General features: G+C 56.8%; 24 protein-coding genes, 1 tRNA gene and 2 pseudogenes. 15 read left to right on the forward strand and 12 right to left on the reverse strand.

Annotated elements, in window-relative coordinates:
* The first annotated feature begins 503 nt into the window (after positions 1–503).
* The gene (locus tag HGP14_RS31840) at positions 504–875 is read left to right on the forward strand and encodes a DUF488 domain-containing protein (protein WP_168833815.1); all 372 of its coding nucleotides are present in this window, start codon (positions 504–506) and stop codon (positions 873–875) included.
* 219 nt (positions 876–1,094) lie between these two features.
* Positions 1,095–1,946 (forward strand): LysR family transcriptional regulator, encoded by an 852-nt coding sequence (locus HGP14_RS31845; RefSeq protein WP_168833816.1) that lies wholly within the window; start codon positions 1,095–1,097, stop codon positions 1,944–1,946.
* On the opposite strand, the gene HGP14_RS31850 is transcribed toward HGP14_RS31845, so the two are convergent.
* The 3 genes from HGP14_RS31850 to HGP14_RS31860 form a co-directional block, all read right to left on the reverse strand.
* Positions 1,943–2,740 carry a nitrogen regulation protein NR(II) gene (locus tag HGP14_RS31850; protein ID WP_168833817.1) on the reverse strand — a complete coding sequence of 266 codons (798 nt, stop codon included), beginning with the start codon at positions 2,738–2,740 and terminating at the stop codon, positions 1,943–1,945. The two genes, HGP14_RS31845 and HGP14_RS31850, sit on opposite strands and share 4 nt — an antisense overlap.
* 116 nt (positions 2,741–2,856) lie before the next feature.
* Complete coding sequence (locus tag HGP14_RS31855) at positions 2,857–3,375, reverse strand: plastocyanin/azurin family copper-binding protein (protein ID WP_168833818.1); 519 nt, start codon at positions 3,373–3,375, stop codon at positions 2,857–2,859.
* Positions 3,372–3,785 (reverse strand): DUF5602 domain-containing protein, encoded by a 414-nt coding sequence (locus HGP14_RS31860; RefSeq protein WP_168833819.1) that lies wholly within the window; start codon positions 3,783–3,785, stop codon positions 3,372–3,374. Before HGP14_RS31860 ends, HGP14_RS31855 begins: the two co-directional genes overlap by 4 nt.
* Positions 3,786–4,285: 500 nt before the next feature.
* On the opposite strand from HGP14_RS31860, the gene HGP14_RS31865 reads away from it, so the two are divergent.
* The 4 genes and pseudogenes from HGP14_RS31865 to HGP14_RS35980 form a co-directional block, all read left to right on the forward strand.
* Complete coding sequence (locus HGP14_RS31865; protein ID WP_246704709.1) at positions 4,286–4,789, forward strand: PTS sugar transporter subunit IIA; 504 nt, start codon at positions 4,286–4,288, stop codon at positions 4,787–4,789.
* A 24-nt stretch (positions 4,790–4,813) separates the two neighbouring features.
* Positions 4,814–5,224: a nucleoside diphosphate kinase regulator gene (gene rnk, locus HGP14_RS31870; protein WP_168833821.1), complete on the forward strand. Its 411-nt coding sequence runs from the start codon at positions 4,814–4,816 to the stop codon at positions 5,222–5,224.
* Between the two features lie 113 nt (positions 5,225–5,337).
* On the forward strand, positions 5,338–5,637 hold the full coding sequence (locus HGP14_RS31875; RefSeq protein WP_168833822.1) for a helix-turn-helix domain-containing protein: 300 nt from the start codon (positions 5,338–5,340) through the stop codon (positions 5,635–5,637).
* A 619-nt stretch (positions 5,638–6,256) separates the two neighbouring features.
* Positions 6,257–6,426: pseudogene (locus HGP14_RS35980) on the forward strand (IS630 family transposase); the annotation flags it as partial.
* A gap of 21 nt (positions 6,427–6,447) precedes the next feature.
* On the opposite strand, the gene HGP14_RS31880 reads toward HGP14_RS35980, so the two are convergent.
* Positions 6,448–6,885 carry a GreA/GreB family elongation factor gene (locus HGP14_RS31880; protein ID WP_168833823.1) on the reverse strand — a complete coding sequence of 146 codons (438 nt, stop codon included), beginning with the start codon at positions 6,883–6,885 and terminating at the stop codon, positions 6,448–6,450.
* 1,391 nt (positions 6,886–8,276) lie between these two features.
* Here HGP14_RS31880 and rnk (HGP14_RS31885) point away from each other — a divergent pair.
* On the forward strand, positions 8,277–8,723 hold the full coding sequence (gene rnk, locus HGP14_RS31885) for a nucleoside diphosphate kinase regulator (protein WP_168833824.1): 447 nt from the start codon (positions 8,277–8,279) through the stop codon (positions 8,721–8,723).
* A gap of 139 nt (positions 8,724–8,862) precedes the next feature.
* Positions 8,863–9,348, forward strand: coding sequence for a nucleoside-diphosphate kinase (locus HGP14_RS31890; protein WP_168833825.1), 486 nt, complete (start codon positions 8,863–8,865; stop codon positions 9,346–9,348).
* A 419-nt stretch (positions 9,349–9,767) separates the two neighbouring features.
* On the opposite strand, the gene HGP14_RS31895 is transcribed toward HGP14_RS31890, so the two are convergent.
* On the reverse strand, positions 9,768–10,241 hold the full coding sequence (locus HGP14_RS31895; RefSeq protein WP_246704705.1) for an NUDIX hydrolase: 474 nt from the start codon (positions 10,239–10,241) through the stop codon (positions 9,768–9,770).
* A gap of 342 nt (positions 10,242–10,583) precedes the next feature.
* A pseudogene (locus HGP14_RS31900) lies at positions 10,584–11,142 on the reverse strand (NADPH-dependent FMN reductase).
* Between the two features lie 838 nt (positions 11,143–11,980).
* On the opposite strand from HGP14_RS31900, the gene HGP14_RS31905 reads away from it, so the two are divergent.
* The 4 genes from HGP14_RS31905 (at position 11,981) to HGP14_RS31920 (ending at position 13,438) form a co-directional block, all read left to right on the forward strand.
* Positions 11,981–12,508 (forward strand): hypothetical protein, encoded by a 528-nt coding sequence (locus HGP14_RS31905; protein ID WP_168833827.1) that lies wholly within the window; start codon positions 11,981–11,983, stop codon positions 12,506–12,508.
* 204 nt (positions 12,509–12,712) lie between these two features.
* Positions 12,713–12,783 (forward strand) — tRNA-Gln (locus HGP14_RS31910).
* 126 nt (positions 12,784–12,909) lie between these two features.
* Positions 12,910–13,137, forward strand: a complete 228-nt coding sequence (locus HGP14_RS31915) for a hypothetical protein (protein ID WP_168833828.1) — start codon at positions 12,910–12,912, stop codon at positions 13,135–13,137.
* 46 nt (positions 13,138–13,183) lie between these two features.
* On the forward strand, positions 13,184–13,438 hold the full coding sequence (locus HGP14_RS31920) for a hypothetical protein (RefSeq protein WP_168833829.1): 255 nt from the start codon (positions 13,184–13,186) through the stop codon (positions 13,436–13,438).
* 137 nt (positions 13,439–13,575) lie between these two features.
* Here the strand turns inward: HGP14_RS31920 and HGP14_RS36890 are convergent, their stop codons facing one another.
* Complete coding sequence (locus HGP14_RS36890; RefSeq protein WP_168833830.1) at positions 13,576–15,246, reverse strand: flagellin; 1,671 nt, start codon at positions 15,244–15,246, stop codon at positions 13,576–13,578.
* A 139-nt stretch (positions 15,247–15,385) separates the two neighbouring features.
* A complete protein-coding gene (locus HGP14_RS31930) occupies positions 15,386–15,541 on the reverse strand; it encodes a hypothetical protein (RefSeq protein WP_168833831.1) in 156 nt (51 codons plus the stop codon).
* Between the two features lie 252 nt (positions 15,542–15,793).
* Between HGP14_RS31930 and HGP14_RS31935 the strand changes: the two genes are divergently transcribed.
* A complete protein-coding gene (locus tag HGP14_RS31935) occupies positions 15,794–16,519 on the forward strand; it encodes a hypothetical protein (protein ID WP_168833832.1) in 726 nt (241 codons plus the stop codon).
* A gap of 5 nt (positions 16,520–16,524) precedes the next feature.
* Here HGP14_RS31935 and HGP14_RS31940 read toward each other — a convergent pair whose 3' ends face one another.
* A complete protein-coding gene (locus tag HGP14_RS31940) occupies positions 16,525–16,890 on the reverse strand; it encodes an HNH endonuclease (RefSeq protein WP_168833833.1) in 366 nt (121 codons plus the stop codon).
* Between the two features lie 60 nt (positions 16,891–16,950).
* On the opposite strand from HGP14_RS31940, the gene HGP14_RS31945 reads away from it, so the two are divergent.
* A complete protein-coding gene (locus HGP14_RS31945; protein ID WP_168833834.1) occupies positions 16,951–17,151 on the forward strand; it encodes a hypothetical protein in 201 nt (66 codons plus the stop codon).
* Positions 17,152–17,335: 184 nt separating this feature from the next.
* On the opposite strand, the gene HGP14_RS31950 is transcribed toward HGP14_RS31945, so the two are convergent.
* Complete coding sequence (locus HGP14_RS31950) at positions 17,336–17,692, reverse strand: DUF3307 domain-containing protein (protein ID WP_168833835.1); 357 nt, start codon at positions 17,690–17,692, stop codon at positions 17,336–17,338.
* Positions 17,693–18,250: 558 nt separating this feature from the next.
* Between HGP14_RS31950 and HGP14_RS31955 the strand changes: the two genes are divergently transcribed.
* Positions 18,251–18,586: a hypothetical protein gene (locus HGP14_RS31955; RefSeq protein WP_246704706.1), complete on the forward strand. Its 336-nt coding sequence runs from the start codon at positions 18,251–18,253 to the stop codon at positions 18,584–18,586.
* A gap of 415 nt (positions 18,587–19,001) precedes the next feature.
* Here HGP14_RS31955 and HGP14_RS31960 read toward each other — a convergent pair whose 3' ends face one another.
* Together HGP14_RS31960 and HGP14_RS31965 are read right to left on the reverse strand one after the other, a co-directional pair.
* The gene (locus HGP14_RS31960; protein WP_168833836.1) at positions 19,002–19,160 is read right to left on the reverse strand and encodes a hypothetical protein; all 159 of its coding nucleotides are present in this window, start codon (positions 19,158–19,160) and stop codon (positions 19,002–19,004) included.
* A gap of 131 nt (positions 19,161–19,291) precedes the next feature.
* Positions 19,292–20,080 (reverse strand): IS110 family transposase, encoded by a 789-nt coding sequence (locus HGP14_RS31965; RefSeq protein WP_312862238.1) that lies wholly within the window; start codon positions 20,078–20,080, stop codon positions 19,292–19,294.
* Positions 20,081–20,198 lie beyond the last annotated feature (118 nt).

Raw genomic sequence — 20,198 nt, forward strand, 5'->3', positions numbered from 1 at the left:
CAATCGCCGCTCCAATGCCCGAATTGCCTCCCGTCACGAGAACACGCTTATTCTTCAGATCGATGTTCATCTCTGCTTCCGCCGCCTATCTACCGGTGCTACACGCTGGGATCGGGTAACGTAAAAGATTGGGCTCATGTTCCTCGCAAGCGATCTCGGATTTCGCCTGCGGGACCTCCTCTCCACTTGTAGACGCCGAGAAGGTGCTACCTGACGCCTACGAGCACCTATAGCGACCGGCTTACGGCCGTCCTGGGGCGCCACAGCGGGAGAGAAGGCCGGCCCTGGTCACCACGGACTGCCTCCCTTGGCAAAATCCCTATCATCCGGAGGCGAAGATGCGGCAAATGGATCAACCGACCTTAAAAGTCGTTGAAGCGGCTACCGGATCGTTTGAGATTTTCCGCTTCGCTGTGAAGCTGGAAAGTTGCCAAGCGGGCTGTCGCAGACCTTGTACGCCTGCCCTATGTCTTAGAGGGCAAGGCAGCAGAGGAGCGACGTTCATGAGCGCCAAAATTTGCGAGGAGAATGTGAAGCTGAAACGCGCGTATGAGAGACCTACTAATGCCGACGGCATGCGTGTATTGGTTGATAGACTGTGGCCGCGTGGAGTTAGGAAGATCGATGCGGCAATTGACTATTGGGCCAAGGAACTCGCGCCGAGCACTGAGTTGCGGAAATGGTTCGGTCACGATCCGGCGCGTTGGGCGGAATTTCGCTGTCGATATTCCGCGGAGATCAAGGCGCACCGCGAAGAATTTGAACAATTGCGCGACTTGGCGTTGAAGGGCCCCGTGACACTTGTCTACGGAGCGCACGACGAGATGCACAACGATGCCGTTGTTCTCAGGGAGATCTTACTGGCGCATCAGTAAAACCTCTTGCGAGCAACAGGGGGACCGGGGCGACCACGTCGGGAGTCCTAGCCGTGCAATTGGCACGTCCTACGATGCCGCGGCGCGTTTGCAGGCGTCATCTAGGATCATGTAACAAGCACTAATGAGATATGGAGCGCTGAGAAACTCACCGACGCCTATCCTTGTGCAGTATCGAATTTGATTGACATTTGAGCGCAATGTTTATGCTATTCTTCGATGGAGATTGAGCTCGCCCGCACGTTTTTGGAAATCGTTTCAACGGGAAGCTTTATTCGGGCCGCACAACGCTTGAATGTTGCTCAGACGACAGTTAGCGCGCGGATTCGTAACCTGGAACAACTACTCGGTCGGCAACTGTTCGTGCGGAACAAAGGCGGAGCCTCTCTCACGCCGGCTGGCGAGCAGTTCCTGCGCCACGCGCCGACTTTTGTCCAGCTATGGCAGCGCACTCGTCAACAAGTCGCAGTGCCGGCAGGTCGCAGAGCAGTGCTGACGGTAGGCAGCGAAGTCACGCTTGCGCAACCACTCCTGCTGAACTGGGTTAGTTGGATTCGTCAGTCCCTTCCTGACATCGCGCTTCGCGTACATGTCGACGTCCCTCAGGATCTGATCAATCAGGTCGCCTCGGGGTTGGTCGATGTGGCGATCATGTATGCGCCCCAACATCGCCCCGGCCTCAAAATCGATCTGCTGATGGAAGAAAAGCTGGTGCTTGTTACAACCGATCCTGAAGCGGAGCGCTTCGAGGAGACGAACTACGTCTATATGGATTGGGGGCCGGATTTCGTGCTGCACCACGACATGAATTTTCCGGATGTCACACCGGACCTTTCATTCGATCTCGGTCCCTTGGCGCTTAGCTATGTTCTTGCGAGCGGCGGCTCCGGGTATTTTAGGATGAGTGCGGCGGAGCCGCATATTGCGGCGGGGCAACTCCACCTCGTACCCGAAATGCCGCAGTACTCCTACCCGGTTTACGCGGTAAGGTCTGCAAATGCTGACGAGAGCGTTGTGGCCCCTGCTCTGGCGGGTTTGCGCGCTCTATCCGAGGGTGAGATAGGGGCCTAAGCGGCCACTTCCGATGGAAACAGAAGATCGACCGTCGTTCCGGTTCCTCGCTCGCTGGCAATGAGCAGATGGCCCCCGACCATCTGCATAGTCGAGTATACCTGGACCAATCCCATTCCGGTGCCGTTTTCGCCCTTAGTCGTAAAGAAAGGATCTAACACCTGCTGCAATAGATCCGATTCCATCCCGCAGCCATGGTCCTTGACGCGAAGGCGCGCATAGGCTCCCGGCGCAGGCTGGCCGATTGCAGCATCCGTCTGGACAAAACGCTCTGTTATGATCGAAATCTCGCCGCCGCTTGGCATGGAATCCCGAGCATTGAGGACCAGATTAAGAACGGCGGCGTCCAAGAACGACGGATCGACTAGACAGCTTGGGATACCAGAACCAAGTTCGAGCTTAACGCGGATGTGAGCTCCCGCGCCAAATTTGAGGAAAGGCTCGAAAGATTTGACAAGCTCGTTCAAGTCGCGAGCTTGGACTTCGAGTTCTCTGTGGTTTGCAAAGTCGAGCAACTGGGACGTCAGCTCGACACCCCGATTGATGCCTTCCCGCGCCGCCGCAATATAGGCGCGCACGCTCTCCGGCTGGTCGGCTTTTCTTTCGGCGAGCCTCAGCCCGGATTCGATGATCGCCAAGAGGTTTCTGAAATCATGAGCAATACCGCCAGTCATCTCGCCCAAGGTCGAAAGTCGATACATTGCGCGTTCGCGCTGTTGGACTGCCTGTGCGCAGCCGCTGCGCTCCGCCTGAGATCGCAGCGAAATCTCTTTCGCAAGCACCATGTCTGCCATGGTTAATCATCTCCCTGTTCACGGAGGGCCGTCAGGAACTCCGGTCCCCTGCCCGCATCCACTTCATGGATCGCCTCATCGGGGCTGGACAACTGCCGAACGTTCGCGGCGGCTCTCTAAGCCTGACGGACGATCCGTTTCGCCATTATCTCTTCGACCGTCGGGAACGCCTTGAGGACCTCATCCGGGAGGCCGCTTGCAGCGACCGGCTCCATCCAACCGCCATGTGCTTCTGGTTTGCCGACGATAATGCGGCCGACCATTCCAGCGTGCTCATGGGGAATGCAATAATAGTCATAAACCCCTTGCTCGGTGAAGTTAACGGAGAAGCTCTCGTCAGGCAGGAGATAGTCTGAATCCCAGGAGTTTGCCGCTTCAGGAATGCGGAGCGGCCTCCCGAAGTTTGCTGGATGATAGGCGGTCGTCGTATGCGAATTGCCGGGGTTCTGGTTGATCCAACGGACCATCTGACCGGGCTTGATCAGAACACCAATCGGGTCGAACCAGACATGCGAGCCATCCGCGCGCCCCTGCATCTTAATTTCCACCACGTTTTCGGCCCACACATCTCGCCTGGACAGGGAAAGGGCTGCGAGGAGCCCACCGCCCAGCACGTCACGCCGCGCGACCGTCATTTGGCGACGCTCGCTTCGCCGTCCGCTGCGACATGCCACAGCACCACATGGACATGCGGCTCTTCCACGCCTGGATGGCCGGCATTGTAGTAGACGTCGATATGGTCGACGTGGCCGCCGGGCGCAGCAAGATTATCGAATGACTTGTCAGGATTGAGATCCTTCGTCGGCAGCATATAGATCGTGCTGACAAGCTTTCCATCGTGATCATACGCGAGGAACGGACCGGCCGGCAGTGTCGCCGGATCGACGAAGAGTTGGCCCATGCCGGGCAGGAAGTCGGGCAACTTCACGAGCTTGCTGACCTGCTGATAAGGTGCGGCCGGTGGCGATTTTGCGATTTCATCCGCTGCCATGGCACAAACCGAGCTGGCCAGTGTCAAAACAGCTCCGAGGAGGAGTTTTTTCATGTGGGACATCCTTTTTCGTTCGAATTCGCGATCGCCCAAATTCGGCAGCCAATGGGCTGCTCTGATCTGTCGCGTACAGCCATTCAAAAGCCGGCGATAATATTAGTCCAACGAAATAAAATGGCACTTCAATGCAGTATTTCTGCACTACATTGGTGTTCACCGACATCTGCGGAACGACGGTATCCCGCACAAGATAAGGATCGTCTATTCGCCGCCCGTCCGCCGAAAGTAAATTGAACGCGCGATCGTGAACTCAACTGCGATCTCAGATTTTTGACGCTCGCTTGAATTCAAAAAATCTCTCACCATGTTCTAATTACTATGGACATCTTCATGCACCACATACGGCGCCTCAAAGCGGGCCTCTAGCCCGGACGCGAACTTCACTGGCACCGCGTCCGGGTCCGCCAGCATCTCAATTCAATGTGCACAGCTGCAGACGGAATGCCAAAAGCGCGTCGTTCGTACTTCTGCGGCTCGGCTTAGAGGCGACCATGATGATTTTCAGAAATCTGTCAGAAGAAGACATTACGCTTAACCTTGTGACAAAGGGGAAGCACTCGGCCCTTTCCAAGATCGCCGTCAAGCTTGCGCGAAGAACCGGGCTTGATGATCAGGTTGTTCTTCGGCGTCTTTGGAAGCGTGAAAGTAGCGGCGCAACAGGCATTGGCCGTGGTATCGCCGTGCCGCATGCTGTGTTCCAATCGATCTCGTGTCCTGTTGCGTCGTTCACGCGACTAGCACCTCCTATTGATTTCAGGAGCTCCGACGGCCATCCCGTCGATCTTGTTTTCACCCTGCTTTGGCCCCGCTCTGCCGCTACCACCTTCCTGCCCGCGCTCGCCCAACTGTGTCGACTGGTTCGGGCATCTCGGATTCGCGAGGGGCTCCGATTGGCGCGCTCCGCCGACGAGGTAATGGCCATCCTTGACAATGACCCAAGAGCGATCGACTGGCCCGCCATCCCGGAGCGAGCCGCCACCTGGGCGTCCCTCAGGTGAACAAGAAAGGATGCGTAAGGAAAAATGATTAAACAAATCAAGAACCCACGAATGCCGCCAATCGTGATTGGCAAGACGGATCACGAGCGATTGAACAAGGTTGCCGTCGTCGCGGCTGGCCGCTTTCCTAATATTTCCGATGGTCTTTTGCTCGAGCTCGAACGTGCACGCGTGGTAGCCGACATCTCGGTGCCTGGAAACGTCGTGTGCATGGGATCGACGGTAGATTATGAGACTGATACCGGTGCGCGAAAAGTGACGCTTGTTTTCCCGAGAGACGCCGATATCTCTGAAGGAAAGATATCCATCCTCACTCCGATTGGGACTGCCCTTCTCGGGCTGGCCGCCGGGCAGACGATGGGCTGGACCGCACGGGATAATCGGAGACACGAACTGACGGTTTTAGCGGTTGCCGGTGTGCATAGTATGTGGTGAAAGCGAGCTCGCGCTTGAAATCAGTCCGGGCGAGTTGCGGCGCTCGTTGGGCCAACTTGCGATTGACCCCCGCCCACGCCTTGGGGAATCGTATTTTGCAATGGAGGTGAGTTATGATCAGTGGCTCCCAATGTCGTGCAGCACGGGCACTCATCGACTTCTCGCGCGAGCGCCTCGCAGTATCTGCCGGTGTTAGTATCGAAACCATCGTGCATTTTGAGCGTAAACTTGCCGAACCAACCGATGACGAAGTATTTGCCTTACAATCAGCTTTGGAGGCAGCCGGCGCGGTTTTCATTTCTGACAACGGCCGCGGCATCGGTGTGCGTCTGAAATTTACAAAATCTGAAGCTAAACGTATCGCCATATTGGAGAATGAAGGCGGCATAGTTGCACCTGACCGCGTGCCGTAGGCGACGTCAGGTTAATTGCCCTGCCTGGTTGATTCCTTGCGCGCTTGTGTCCCGTTTCGGCGTCCGAGCTTGCGTCACTGCTCGCCGCCGGCCCGATAGCGGCTGCGTTCCTTTTCCATCTACCAGGCGCTGTACCGAGACGGGGGAAGCCGACCGGTCGTGGTCTCCTCAATGCGGGTGGTTCGCCTCGATCGACTGCGGAATACTTCTCTGGAAATCTCGAAATATTCAGTGAAATGCCCGGAAAAGATGTTCGACGAGCGATCGGTTGCGCCTGTTTTTGTAACGGCAGAGGACCTGAGGCCGTGGACACGAACTCGATCGGATTGGACATCTCCGAATTCGGCATTGGTCCAAACTTTGCACGAGGCCAACGCGGATGAAGCTCGGATACGATTTGAAGTCCGGGCTACCGCGGTAGTGTCCAGTCGCAAGTCCTTTGAAGTCTTAATCGGTGACAACCAACGCGGCGGCTTATCCGCTTAGCACTTGGCTGCCTGCAAAAGCGCGTGCGCGCCATTAACAAAGCATCCCTGACCACACGGATACACCTAGGCGACTCATGAGCTCCGCTAGTGAAGGCAAAGCCAGATTTTGCAGAACAGCAAATCGATCGGCCCTGCCTCCCACCAGCCCGAACTTCAATCCCATCGAAACGCGTTCTCGAAACTAAAAGCGCTCCTAAGAGGAAGGCCGAGTCTGTCGGTGGCTTTTGGAACACCTTCGTCGATCCGTTCGAGGCCCGAATGCGCAAATTACTTCGCAGCCGCAGGCTATGACCCGGAGTAAAGCGGACATGCCCTAGCACGCCTAACCGAAAAGACCGAGGTAATCACCTCGGCCGCGTCCCGCGAGATGAGGAGCAAGAGCTTGGAAATCGAGCCTGATCACATCGATCTTTTGTGAGCGGCCCGTTTCTGTCTCCATAGCGATCGCGTCACCCACTCTCAAGCCCAGCAGCCCCAACCCCAGAAGGGATTCTACCGAGACAGTGTAGATAGGAAAGTCACAGCTCTCATTCCGGACGACGTTGGCTGTTCTTGGCGCGCCGTCGTCGACGCGGAAGGTCACGCGACTGCCTATCGTCACGACATCATGGGGAACACCCCCGGGAGAGCAAATTTCGGCCTGCGCCATCTTTTTTCTAAGCAATCGGCTGTGGGCGTTGTCGCGAGGGTCCCGATCAAGAACATCCGTGAGGATTGCAAGGTCTTTTGTGGTTAGGTAACACCGAAGCGGCGTGGTCATGGCATAACTCCTCGGAGGCATGAGCTCCGGCAAAAGGCATTCCCTGATGAGGGGAAGAGACTGCATTCGGGTGCTATCAGCGCTGAGCCGCCTCACCAGGCCTGCGCATGTTCATGACAAATCGCTGGACGTAGCATTGCCTAACAAGAACTAGGCCTTTGATTTACTACACTACCATCCACCCGCTTTTCGTCACTTTCGCCCTCTTCGCTTTGCTCAAAGATTAGCCAGGCGGTACCCTTTGCTGCGATCCGAGTCCTGCGGGCGTCTTGAATTCGCTCCGCCTGTAGTTTGGTATAAGGACCAATTGGCCGGGTCTTTTGTCCACCGCGGCAAACTTGGCAGTACCACTCGTTGTTATCATCCGAGTAGATATCGACCGAGGTAGACGCCTCGTGTGGCTCAAGCCTGGCAATATCGTCGATGAACTTTATCAGCCTTGAGTAGTGCTTAGCGGGGGCAACTGGATGCGGCACCCCAGAACCGAAATTGTGCGTGGGCAACGTTGACATAGTGCAGCTCCTTTCTCCACTGAGGCGGTTGACGACCAGTTTTGCTGCCACGAAAGATCGGCTGTTTCTATACCTCGGGCCAGACCTAGACGGTCGTGACAGCGTGTTCAGAAGCCATTAAAATGGCGTCACGCTTTGCGGCCACGAGGGGCGATTTTCTGTTTGGCCGTCGGCCTCATATCGCCCGGCAGTTTGGTGTGGTAACGATTTTTAAGCAAACGAATTTAATCGCCTCTTCTGTGCAATTTTATTGCTAGATCCGCGCCCGAGCCAGTACCCAACTATGGTGATCGCGCGCTGTCCCGACGCTCTCCTTCACATTAGTTGCCCAAGACAATTTGGTTGTCGAAGTCCCTGTCGCTGTTTGGAGGAGAGGCCGACGACCTGCTGACCTGGGTACCAAGCGGCTCCAACCACGGACATGGCCAAATGGGGAGCCCATCACGCCAAGAGCCCGATAAGGTCCGAAGTTTTCTCCCATGGGATACTGTTGTTCGAGATCGTGCGACCTGACGGCTATTGGCTAACATTGTCCGAGCTGAGGCGTGAACTCCTGCGACTGACTGGCGCCCGATCGACCTGAAAGCAGACGGCATCCATCCTCCACTTTCTGGAAAGATTGCTGTCCACCGGCCTGGCTTGACTATCCGGCTTGCTAAGACCATCTTAAAGTCATGCTGATCTCGCTTCTCAATGTCGTCCTCAAGCGGGTGTTCCCCATCGCGGGAATCTGACCCCCGGCCCGGTCGTGTCGCGTCCGGCCGAGGGGTGTAGGTATCGGCCTATGACTAAGGCGCAGCCTAGAGCGACATTCATCCCACGATTATGAAGTACCGGTGGCGCACGAAGGCGACCGCTGGAAATCTGCAGGAGAACTTAATGGTTCCCGAGACCAGAAAATCGCGCAAACCCGCGATTTCGATGGCCGTCTCCGATCATGAGCGGCTTGCGAGACTCGCGGAGAGCCACGCTTCGCGTATCCCCGAAGTGGCAGACGAACTGATGGCCGAGCTCGAGCGGGCGCATGTCGTTCCCGACGAACGACTGTCGGCGGACGTCGTCCGGATGGGCTCCAAACTACGCTTCACAAGCGACCTCGGCGAAGACAGGCAGGTGACGCTCGTCTTCCCAAGCGACGCCGACATCTCCGAGGGCAAGGTATCGATCCTGACGCCTATCGGGGCGGCCCTCATCGGACTGTCGAAGGGACAGTCGATCGACTGGACAGCCCGCGACGGTCGCGTCCACAGGCTGACGGTCGCTGCGGTGGAGGCGCCAGATCGCGCGGTCGACCCAGCCTCCTCTCAGCTTCGGCCGGCATCATGACAGGCGGGCCGCTCTCTTGCCTCTTCCGCGGAAGACGCCTCATTGCAGGCTCGTAGCCCCTGTGCCGCCTTCCGCGGCCAGGGGATTTTCATCCATGCCAGACGTGAACGCTTCCGTGAGGGGGCGATGGAGAACTACGATGAGAGAACACTGCATCCTCACCACCCGAGACTTCACCTTGTTGGAAGCCATACTCGACGATCCGTTCGTCCGCGACACCCGGCTGATGCCTGTCCTGAGGCGCAAGATCACAACCGCGATCGTCATGTTCCGCCAGGACCTTCCTGAGAACGTCGCCAGCCTGAACAGCCGCGTGACCTACAGGATCGATGGCGCCCGTCGGGACACGCGCGTGCTGTCCGACGACCGTATGACGACAGCGATCGGCATGTTACTGCCAGTCACGACGCTGCGCGGGTTGGCACTTCTTGGTCTTGCCGAAGGCCAGGAGTTCGTGCTGACGAACGTCGACGGCGTTGAAGAACGCATCCTGCTGGAGACGGTCCACTATCAGCCGGAAAGGGCAATGCGCAGGAAGGCTGCCGCCTCGGCACAAGCCAGTGCTCAGGATTGTCAACGGCGCGGACCACTCCCAGTTCGAAACGGCCGCGATGGACGGTTCTGACGACGACGGTCCCCCGGCGGTCATAGCCGCCGACTGGATCGCCCTGCGCCGCATTAGCTACGAGCGCTGCTGACAAGCTTTCCGTCGTACTCATACGCGAGGAATGGACCGGCCGGCAGTGTCGCCGGATAGATGAAGAGGTGGCCCATGATGAGGAGTTCGCTTCGTAAGAGCCGTCTGAAGCGCTCAGGTCATTAATCGATGGATGAAGCGCAGATAGCGCCGAGCCGGAACATTGTCTTGAGAGGTCCGGTACGGTTCCGCGTTGGACTAGTTGGGGCCGGCAAAACACTCGACACCGGGCGCGGTTTCCCCGCGTCAGCGTGCCGGCTATGGCATTACTCAGATATGCATTGAAGTCCCGTGTAACCCAACTCACCGTATCGGTTGTAATAAGTTGACCGATCCGCTTTGACGACCTAAGCGGCGCTACGCTTCTCTAAGCATCTCAAGAGGCTCTTGAGCTCAGGCTCGCGCACCAACGTGGCCGCTTCGATTGGCGTTACCCACGCGAGCTTACGCTCCCTGCACTCAGGAAAATTCTTCTTCGTTTGGCGCACATCGACAAGGTGCACCTCGACGAACGACGGTATTTGGCGGCCGTCTTCCAAAGACTTGAGATAGGTGAAGTAGCCGAAGACTCGCTTCTTTGCTCGCCCTTTGACGCCGGCCTCCTCCCATGCCTCTCGTTCAACAACTTCCTGCGGGGCAAGCCCCTTGATTGGCCATCCTTTTGGGATTGACCAGCGCCCGGTCTCGCGAGTCGTGATGAGCAAAACCTCCATTTGGCCGTCCCGTCGGTCACGTATGCAAAGCGCACCAAATTGCTCGATGGCATCGCCATTCAGGATCGTCTCCGCGTGGCTCGCTAGACGAGAGAGATGGGTGGTCATCATTTCCATCCTCTTAATTTGGAACGCAAGCTGATTCGCGGCAAGTACGCCCCCTTTCCCACAGATCGGTGAGTGCAATGATCAGTGTCCCTTCGCGATCCCCTATAGCGCGTTAGACGGCAGTAGATTCACGTTTGGTAGCATGTGGTAAGAAGAGATTTGCTCGTGATCGCGAACTGCTTGCCCATGCTTGGCAGAAGATCCTCCAGGAACCGTGCCGCTGGAGGTCTTGACGTTGGCGGCAACCACCAAGGCTCTCGACGATCTTTTCCTCACACGCTGAAAGACATCTACTTCGCGGAGAACATACAAGTAATCGAAGGATTGGGACCTGCTCCCCTCCTACGCGTCCTTCGGCAACACCGAACGCACTCTCGCGATGAAGGTGTGGAAGTCGGCCATGTAGGTGCGCAGGAACTCGGCCGTACTGTCGTTGGTGACTTCGCCATCCTCGTTGATGAGGCCGGGTGTAAATTGAATATAAGCCTCCGGCGCGTTCATCTGTGGCGAGTTGCAGAAGCTAAGAACACTTCGCAGGTTCCGCTGGGCGACGGCGGTGCCGATAGCACCCGGCGACGTTCCAATCACCGCAGACGGTTTGTGAGCGAACGAGTTGGTGCCGTAGGGACGACTCGCCCAATCGATCGCGTTCTTCAACCCGATTGTATTCGGGCGTGACGAACAGCACCGCGTGAACGGCCGCAATGGCTTCTTTGAACGCTTTACCCTCTGAGGGATAATCGGCGTCATAGTCGTAGCTGTAAAGGGGTAAGTCCTTGAAGGATATCTCCGACATTTCAAGTTCCGGCGGAGCTAACCGCACCAATGCCTTCGCGAGCCTTCGGTTGATCGAGCCCTTGGCAAGGCTGCCGATGAGATAGCCGACTTTGTGCGTGGTCATGCGATTACTCCTACTTCAGCGGACAACTCGATATCGTATCCGAAAGATTGTTCACCTCTCCGAGCCGATTGTCACGGTAATTGTGTCACCGCCGCACCGTCTGACAGAACGACACCTCATCCACCTGCGCGGAGCTGAATCCGAAAACAGCATTGCGGTAGGCGTCGATGCGCTTAGAGGCTAACGATTGCCCCTTCCGCGCCCTATTGGAAGGCCGCACGGCCCTCTGGATCAGCTTGCCCCGTTTCAGCGGGGCTTTTTTCGGTACGATTGCGGACCGCAACAAGCAGCCGCTCGGCTCGTTGATGGGACGGAAGGCGCCAGGCGTAACCCTGCCAGCGCATCCAGCCGGCGAATGCTGGCCACCTGACCCCGCACCCACCAGCGGGGTCCTTTTTGTCCGTACGCTAACGAACGGGAACCTCTGACAGCTTCACCTCGTTGACACTGTGGCCGCGCGGCAGTGTTTCCAGACTCAACACCAGCGACGAGCGCCCTCATGCTGGTGATCGCGCGGTCGCCGATTCTCATCGCTAGTTCCACATGCTGTAGGCTTCGAGGGACACTATAGCGTGGGGGGCGCAGGGGTCCGCTTTCTCAACGGGCGGGCCCTTGCTGCTCTCTAATCCTAATTGATCATTGACGAGCAGACTTGTCGGAGTTTTAGTATTAGGCGCTGTTGCCCCGAGCACAGCACCTAAGAGCCACGACGGCGCACTCTCCACGACCAGGCGTTAGAATGGCTCCCTATATGTCGCTGGGTTTTTTCCGAGATCTCCCTTGCGACAGACGGTGCGACAGGGCTCGCCCTTTTTGAACCTTCAGGACGAGCCTTGTCGTGCCTCCAAACAGCGCGTGTCCGTTGCGCTTTCGCGTGATGCCGGATGACGTGTTCATCGCACGCCCGCACCGGCAATCATTTGGACTCGATCATTTGAAGACATCGAAGATCACCTCTCCTTGGCTTGACCAACTTCGAGCAAGCGCACGCTTGCCGAAATTTTTAAAACTTTCGGCGGTGGAGCTGAAATCACAGGATCAACCGGTAACAGACGGAAGCGATTTCGCCCCATCAAGAGCAGTTAGGGCGCAGGTATCCATCAAGCCGAGGCGGCCGATGCGATTGTCATTCGCCTCTGAGCAACTTCACCAGGCGCCGACGGTACTTACGGGGTGGATCGACCAAATCCTGCCTATCGGTTGCATGATGATGTCGAGGCCGAGTGGGAGGTGGGAATGCTTCGGCATCGGTTCCGGTGAGGTCTTTGCCGGCGACCGAGCAAACGAGCCCGATTTTCTCACGCTGGCATTTGGCTCCATTAAGCTAAAGACCCGCAATCTCCTACAGGCAAGCGGCGTTTATTGACCAGGAGGAGGCCGATCTAGTGCGGGAGAACGCTTTCACCGCTATCGACACGTGACGGTCATCGGAGCAAACCGCGCTCTTGAACCAACTCGAACCCTCGACCAACCATTTCGATTGGCTGGCATAAGGTTCTATTATGGAACTCTGGTTTGATGTAGTCCGCCCAGCCAACGTTAGCGGCAGTGACAAGGCGATCTCACATCGGTAGCTCAGCAAGTTGGAGTGTTGGATTCTGATTCCAAAGGTCACAGGTTCGAATCCTGTCGGGTGCGCCAATCTTCTCAATCACTTACGATTGATTTGGCAAGCCGCTCAAATACTGCAGGACGCACATAGGAAGCAGATCCACATCGGTGGACAAAGAGAGCAATCCGGACGCCGGTTTATGACTGGGAGGATGGATGACAGACGAAGCGACAGAGGCTCTTCTAAACTTCGTCCGCGCGCTGGCTCGACAGCAGGCACGGATAGACCATGCTGCCGGCGTCAGATTCGAAGCTCTGGAAGCCTATACGGGGAACCTCTCCCCTGAAAATAGAGCCGCGGTGGATAAGCACATGGGAATCGCCTTGGAGCTCTTGATAAAGCCTCCGAACATCCGCCGCCGGAAACCTGACGGTGGCGGCTAGTGCGGATCCAACTGTGCAAAATCGAGTGATAGGATAGGAGCTGCTCTTGGCATGGTCGCGGCACCATGGCTATGTTCTGCGCATGACTGACACACCCCAGAAGAATCGCCGCGACGAGCAGCTGCCGTCCGAAGATCTCGCCGTCCTCAATGGTGTGCTGAAGGCGCTCTCGCGCAAGTATGGCATCGAGGAGGACCGGGAAGCGGTGATGCGGCTGGCGAGGATCATCATGGGGCTTCAGGCGCAGGGTGTGCGAGAGCCGGAGCAGCTGAGCCTACTGGCCGAGGCTACGATGGAATGATCGCCGAACTGCTGGTTTGCGCCTCGTCGGCGGCGGTCGACGGCTTTCAATTGCTGCGAAACACGAGGCGCTTAGCGGAAGAGACTAATAAGGTTCTGAGGCGCGCTGTTGGCGATCGAAAGTGACTGAAGCGCAAGCTACTGTTGCGTTTGCAGGGCGCTTAGTTTGGAGGACTCTTCTTCCATGTCCGCGTCCACGAGCTTTCCCACACCTGACCCGATGGAGTCCATTAGCTTGCTGGTGAAATCAGCTTGCATATCGATGCGGTTCTTGAGGGAACCGAGCGCACTGGCGCTAGATATCGAGCGCTGAAGCATATAATCGACACCCTTGATGTATTCATCGATGGTAAACTTGGATGAGGTCACATCAATCTCCGCGAGATCGAACTCAAGCTTCCCGTCTGTTACAGTGCGGACATTTCGTACGCTGATCGAGGGGGCGCGACGACCGGCATCAGGATAGATGTTTTCGTCAGCTAGCAGAGTTACTCTGCCGGGGTTCTCCGCATCGGTGGAGGATGCAGTCAGTCCCGTTCCAGCCGAGGCATATGCGATTACAGCGGCAAGGTCATGGAAATTCCCGACATAGCCATCGCTTGTACCGAGCGCTGCATCTACCGTAGCGCGGGTGATAGTAACCGTCTGAATTGGTCCTGCACCAATCTGAACGTCGAACTTTATCTTGGTGCTTCCTATAAGGGTAAAGGGATCCGTGAAGTTTACTGGGGATTTTGGATACATATTGTCATGGTTGGCAACCGGGGCCGCCTCTAAGCCCAAACCGAATCCGGAAGGGAAAACTCCGCCAAAATCCGAAGTCACGTTGGCGATGCTAATGCTTGATCCAGGGTGCCCCGAAGTCTCCAAGGAGCCGATTTCGAACAGTGTTGGATCTGTATCAGAGGTGAATGATGTGAACCCCGGCGGCGTAAATACCCAAGCTGGTACTGAGTTGTCATTGAAGGCTCTTGCGAGCACTTTTCGCATCTCGATTGCGTTGTTTATTGTGCCGTCAGTGGTTCCAAGTGTTGCATCAATAACCGACTTGTCGATGCGCAACCCGCTTTTGGTAGTACCCGCTGAATGAGACCCGGCGTCCACGACAAGATCAAACGTTATGTAGTCGGTTACACTAAACGCAGCCGGGCCTGTGAATGTGTGGACTTCATGCCCGTTGTGAGCGTCTGTGGTAAAAGAAGTACCTTGGAAGCCACCGATTTCACCGACATCCATAACGTCTTTCTGCAGGATCCCGCCGCCTCCGAGATTAAGCATGCTAGTGTCCTTTAGGTCGATGCTCATGGTCTTTACAGCCACGGTCCCGCTATCCGACCGGACGAAAGACGAGACAACCGAACCTGGCAAGATCCCCCGGTCCGAAAGATGGGTCGGTGAGGAAGTTTTTAGCCAGTTGACCCCACTGAAACTGGCAGAGTTGACCACACTTTCAGCTTGCTGATTTAGCTGTGAGAGCTCTGCTTGGATTTTGGTTTTGTCCACACCGTCCTCTGTTGCCGCGACCAGTCTCTCTTTGAAGCGGGAAAGTATGTCGACTATGGCATCAGTACCCGCATAAGCAGTATCGACCTTCGCCGCGCCAAGCCCCAACGCGTCCTGAACGGCAGAAATCGCGCCGCTATCGGAACGCATCGTGGTGGCAATTGACCAATAAGCTGCATTGTCCGAAGCCGTCTGAACTCGAAGACCGCTCGAGACGTGCTGTTGCGTGTTTTCCCAATCGGAGTTGACGGATCTCAGTGTCTGTAGCGCTGCAATGGCCGAGTAATTCGTATTGATGGAAGACATCAATGATCCGGAATGAAACTAGTGTTTATGCATTTGCGGGGAAATCGCGCTTCATGCACGCTGTGGATGCAATTTGGTGAGCAATGGTTAACAAAGTGAGACCAACTCGGCCGTTAAATATCGCAATGGACCGATGTCTCTAAATCGGCATACGGCGTGAATGGTAGCCGATCACCTCACGCCGACGGTTGGCATGGCCGTTGTCCAGCTCCTCGCCGAAATGCTTGCGGAGCGTGCCGACATCGATGCCGAGGGAGCAAGCGATCGTATTCTCCGATTCCCCGCAGAACTTCATCTGCTCGACAGTCTCGCGCTGTTCAGCGTCGGCCGATACTCAGGGCGCCCGCGTTTCGCAGTCGCCTTGCTGCCCTTTTGTTTTTCCACCGATCTCATGCTTTCCGTCAGAAATTTCAGGCCGGCAGAAAAAAATATGTAGATGAGGGGGACGCGGGTCCGGAAGGAAAGGCCTGTCAGACTTCAAACCACCCCCCTTGTTGCGGGATACTCACGGCTCTGACATCGTCGTGTCAGGCGAATGGGGGAACCAATGATCATCGACTCGTCCGACATAGCTTCTGAGAATGATCGCTTAATCAACGCGAGCGAATGGGCTCTGCAGAACATTGCCTTTACTAACACAAGTATCGATGTGCTGCGTGCTGCAGCTTATCTACCGCTTGATGAAACGGACGACATAACAATCCTCCGCCTTGGCATTCGGCTGATTAATTCTGCTGGCGCTAGCGGGCTAGCCGCTATCAATGGCTACTACCAACCAGCCGCGGCGCACATCAGGGACATTATTGAAGTGAGCTTCTTACTCGATCTCTTTAGGCGCGATCGCAAAGAGGTTTCGATGTGGCGTGAAGCTTCCGATGAAGTTCTCTGGCAGAAGTTTCGCCCACAAAAACTGAAATCGCGATTAGATCACCTTGATGGCTGCAAACCAACCTACCGGAAACCTGCCTATCAGTTCTTCTCCGAGCACGGCACGCACGCCAAGCCTCTCGCTGTTGGGCTCATTAGCCCCGATATGGACACCATGGTAGGCCCGTTTCCCGACGAGCAGCGAGTGTTGGGGTTCGGCTTTGATCTTGCCAGACATTTGAGCGCGGGAACGACCTTCCTCATTAAGTGCATAGATCATCATCGGCTGGATGAGGCTGACGAGAGGGTCGAGGAATACCTGCGCGCTGGCATCGACTTTTTTGACGCGCTCGATAGTTTCAGACGCCGTACCAATGTGCCCAACTTTCCATCGATCGCCAGATAGTTTTGTTACGTGTTGGCGGCACGCCGTTCCTCTGCCTGGATCAGCGCGTCGTGGATGCGCTTGGTCACGGTCTCTATGTTGTTGATGTCCCAGAAGAGAACCGGATCGCCGTGGTGCGGGATCTTGTGGTTCGCAACGGGCGTGTTCGGATCGTTCCTAGTGCCGGAGCATATCTCTCCGCTACGCTGGCGGGTGTAGACGTCACGCTCGAAGGCCAGGCGCCTAAGGCGTTCCCATCGTGGGGTGTTGTACCAGGCGCGCCAAGGCTGGGTCTGCCGGCGGTGCTGGTCTCTCGCCTTCTCGCCTTTGGCTCTGCCAATAAGGGGCGGGAGGGTGGCCACCAATGGCTTGATCGTCTTGAGCTTAGCCATTGACGCCGATCTCAAGCCGTGCGCTTTTCAGGGCTGACATAGGTACCCCGGAGAGAATGAATGAGCGAAAACGAAGACGCGCTGTTGGCGGATCAAATCAATGGCGCTGCCGATAAGGCAAAGGCCGAAGAAATCAATAACGTCGATATCTTAGCCATGGCTGCAGTCCTACACACTCAGTTTCCGCATCGAACCGAAGCCGAAATCCTAGAGAAGATGAAAGACGCTTGGCGAGCACGCAAACTCTACTGGGCCTCCTGAGCAAAATCATTTCTACTCGCCGGTGAGGCCGTCGCATTTCGCGATCGATATGAATTTCTACCAGATGGACCACACGGCATAGACGAGACAGGCGGCAGCAACAGTACAGAGAAGTGCGAGGACCGCGCGTTCTGCACGGGGGGTCATGACCGCCACCACATAGGCAGCGAGCCCATGAAGAACATCACCGCCACCAAGGCGAGATAGACGATCCATGCAGCAGCGTTGCGGACAGGAGGAGGTAGACGAGCCAGGCGGCCCTGCAGGCGATGTGTGAGGCTTGATCCTGGGCGAACGTCGTCCTGCCCCTCACCTTCGCCTCGTCGATCGCCGTGTGGGCTAGCCATTCGAGCAGTCCAAGCCAGATGTTTCCGGTGATCACGGCCACGCCGGCGCCTTGAATGCCGGAGTGCGCAATCAGGTGATAAACGCGCAGCGGGCCTGATTGTTTGGCTTTTGAGAGGAAGTCACCCTGCAGGGGGTAGTCGAGCAGCCAGTGAACGGCCAACAGCATCAAAGCCAAGGTCAGGACACTTTCCATGATCTCTCCAAATGAAAAACCCGCCACCGGGTGGTGACGGGCGAGAGGTGAAGGCAACTATTCGGGATGCATGTTCGATTCGCGGGCTAAACCGCGATCAAACATGAAAGGCATCGATTATGATCGACAACTTCGTATCTACCGGTTGGACGAGCCGAGGTCACTGGGTAGCCGTCCGCGAGGATGGTGTTTCTGCACTGCTCGGCCCTTATCCCACCGGAACGGAAGCGCAGCGCGTGGCCGCCGATGAAAGCGACCGGCTCGGGTTCCGAGGGATGTATCGCGGAGTACGTATGATCTAGGAAATGAGAAGCCCGCCGACCGGGTGACAAACCGGCGACGGGCTCTCTGGCACTATTGGTGTGCCGGGCTACCCTCCCGGCTTGGCCGACGGCGCTGGTGCATGCATCAGCGTTCTCTATGGGCGGGGCGCGTCGGCTTCCCCTCGTATTGCTATGCGGCGTGAACTGATTGCCTTTTAGAAATTTCGCCAACCGGCACTTTACCTGTAGCTCAACTTCACCTTGCATCTTTAAGGCGAAAGAGCATCGTCACCGCATGCCGACACACCGTTCGTTTCCGCCGCCTCGATACCAGACGAAAAAGCAGGCATTGCCGCTCTTCACGATGCAGTCGTTCTATCTGGCGATCATCGGCGTCGGCGTGCTTGGATACGTCGGTGTCGACGCGGTCAACTCGCTCGCCCCAACGATTAACCTAAGCGGCGCCTGCAACATTAAGGGCAATGTCAGCATCAACAGCGGCGAGCGTATCTACCACATTCCCGGCCAGAAGTTTTACGCTGAGACCAAGATCTCACCGCAGTACGGCGAGCGCTGGTTCTGCTCTGAGGCAGAAGCCCGCGCTGCTGGTTGGCGAAAAGCCTCGCGATAGAAAACCCGCCTCTGATCGCTCGGGGCGGGTTGTATTGGTGCCCGAGCCGTAGCCCGGGCGAGTGAGGATGCATCCGGAGATCAACCCTGGCAGCGCCTCGAACCTCACCGCACCCGGGCTTGCCGGGGTTCGATTACTCTGTGCAATGCAGAGCAGGGTCGATGTGCGGCTTAGCGTCCGGTGCGATCCAATGTGTCGCGCACTTCTCGGACGATACCGTTGTTGTCGTGATATCTGGCTGAGTTTCGGACACCTGTAAATCCTGCCCCACAAGCCGAAATTGCCCTTTTTGGTTGAGATAGTCCGCAATGTCTTGGCATATAGCGGTTATCGCGCGGCGCAGAGTTCTTTCATTTAAGTCATTTTCTTCCGCAAATGCCGCGATCGTCAGCCCCTTTCGGACCTTCACCCACGACTAGGCATAGATCCCCTTGCGGTCGCCTTCGCTTGGCAAAGCATTGATCCAGCCGAAAACCGCTTCCATCCGGCCCAGAGCGCCCGCCGACGCGTTCTGACGATATCGAGCAGAGGATGACCCGTAAGCTTCCTCCATGCGCCTCACAGCCTCGGGCATGGCGCTTCCGTATGCTTTTAGGTCCTCGCGCTGCCGGCATACGCCTCAGCGTTTCGGCCATCTCCAAGATCCGATCCTCAACCGCCTTCGCTGTCCAGTCGTTGAATTTCATGCCGCTTCTCCAGTGAGGTTCAGTTCATTGTCTGGCACGAGGCCGGCGGAACCGCATCGGTTCGTCGACGCCTGCCCGGAAACTGGGCGACCATCGGCCCGACGCCGGATGCCGTCATCAGCAGCTTGCAGGTGTCGTCGCTCTCGGCCAGCCGTTCCATGGCCCTTTGCAGGTGCCGAAACTGCTCTCTCAGCACGCGGCGGACTTTCAGGAGAGGGTCGATTACCAAGCGTAGATGCGGGGATTGTTTGAGCAACTCGATAATACGCCGCTCGAACTGCAGTTTGGTCACGGCTCCCACCTTGAGTCCGAAGTTGCGTAGTAGGCCGCGCAAGTTATTCTCCACATCGAGAATCTTCGTCTGCACGAACTTGCGCGCGGTCAGCAGCATCCGGATCTCTTGGCTCCCGACGGTCTTGACATGGACTGGCTTGTAAAGCCCCACACGCATCATCTGCGCGATGCCGCGGGCGTCGTTGCGATCGGTCTTGTTGATCTGAGCCGAGAGCGCAGCCTTCATGTGCCGTGTTTCGACGCAGATCACCGGATGGCCTGCGGCTGCCAAGCCGCTGTAGAGCCATTGCGACAGCGGACCGGCTTCAAGGCCGATGCGCTTGTAGGGGCCGCCAATCGCATGAAGCAAGGCGCCGATCGCATCCGGCTCGGTCTCAACCTTGCCCTCTTTGATCAGTTTACCACTCGTGTCCATCACGCAGACGCTGGTGGTGCGAACGGAAACATCAAGGCCGACGAACAGTTCCAGATCTCCTGACCGGTTGAACCATTGGAGCCCGCCCGGAAGATCGATATCCCGCTACTCCCATGCAGAGAGGCCGCCGGAGCCCCAATCATCCGATCTTCTTTTCGACCGCGTACGGCAGAGCAACGGAACCCAAGGCTCGTCCTCTCGTTGATTTGAGGGATTG

Origin of the sequence: Rhizobium sp. P32RR-XVIII (assembly GCF_012641395.1) — a bacterium.
Lineage (GTDB): Bacteria > Pseudomonadota > Alphaproteobacteria > Rhizobiales > Rhizobiaceae > Rhizobium.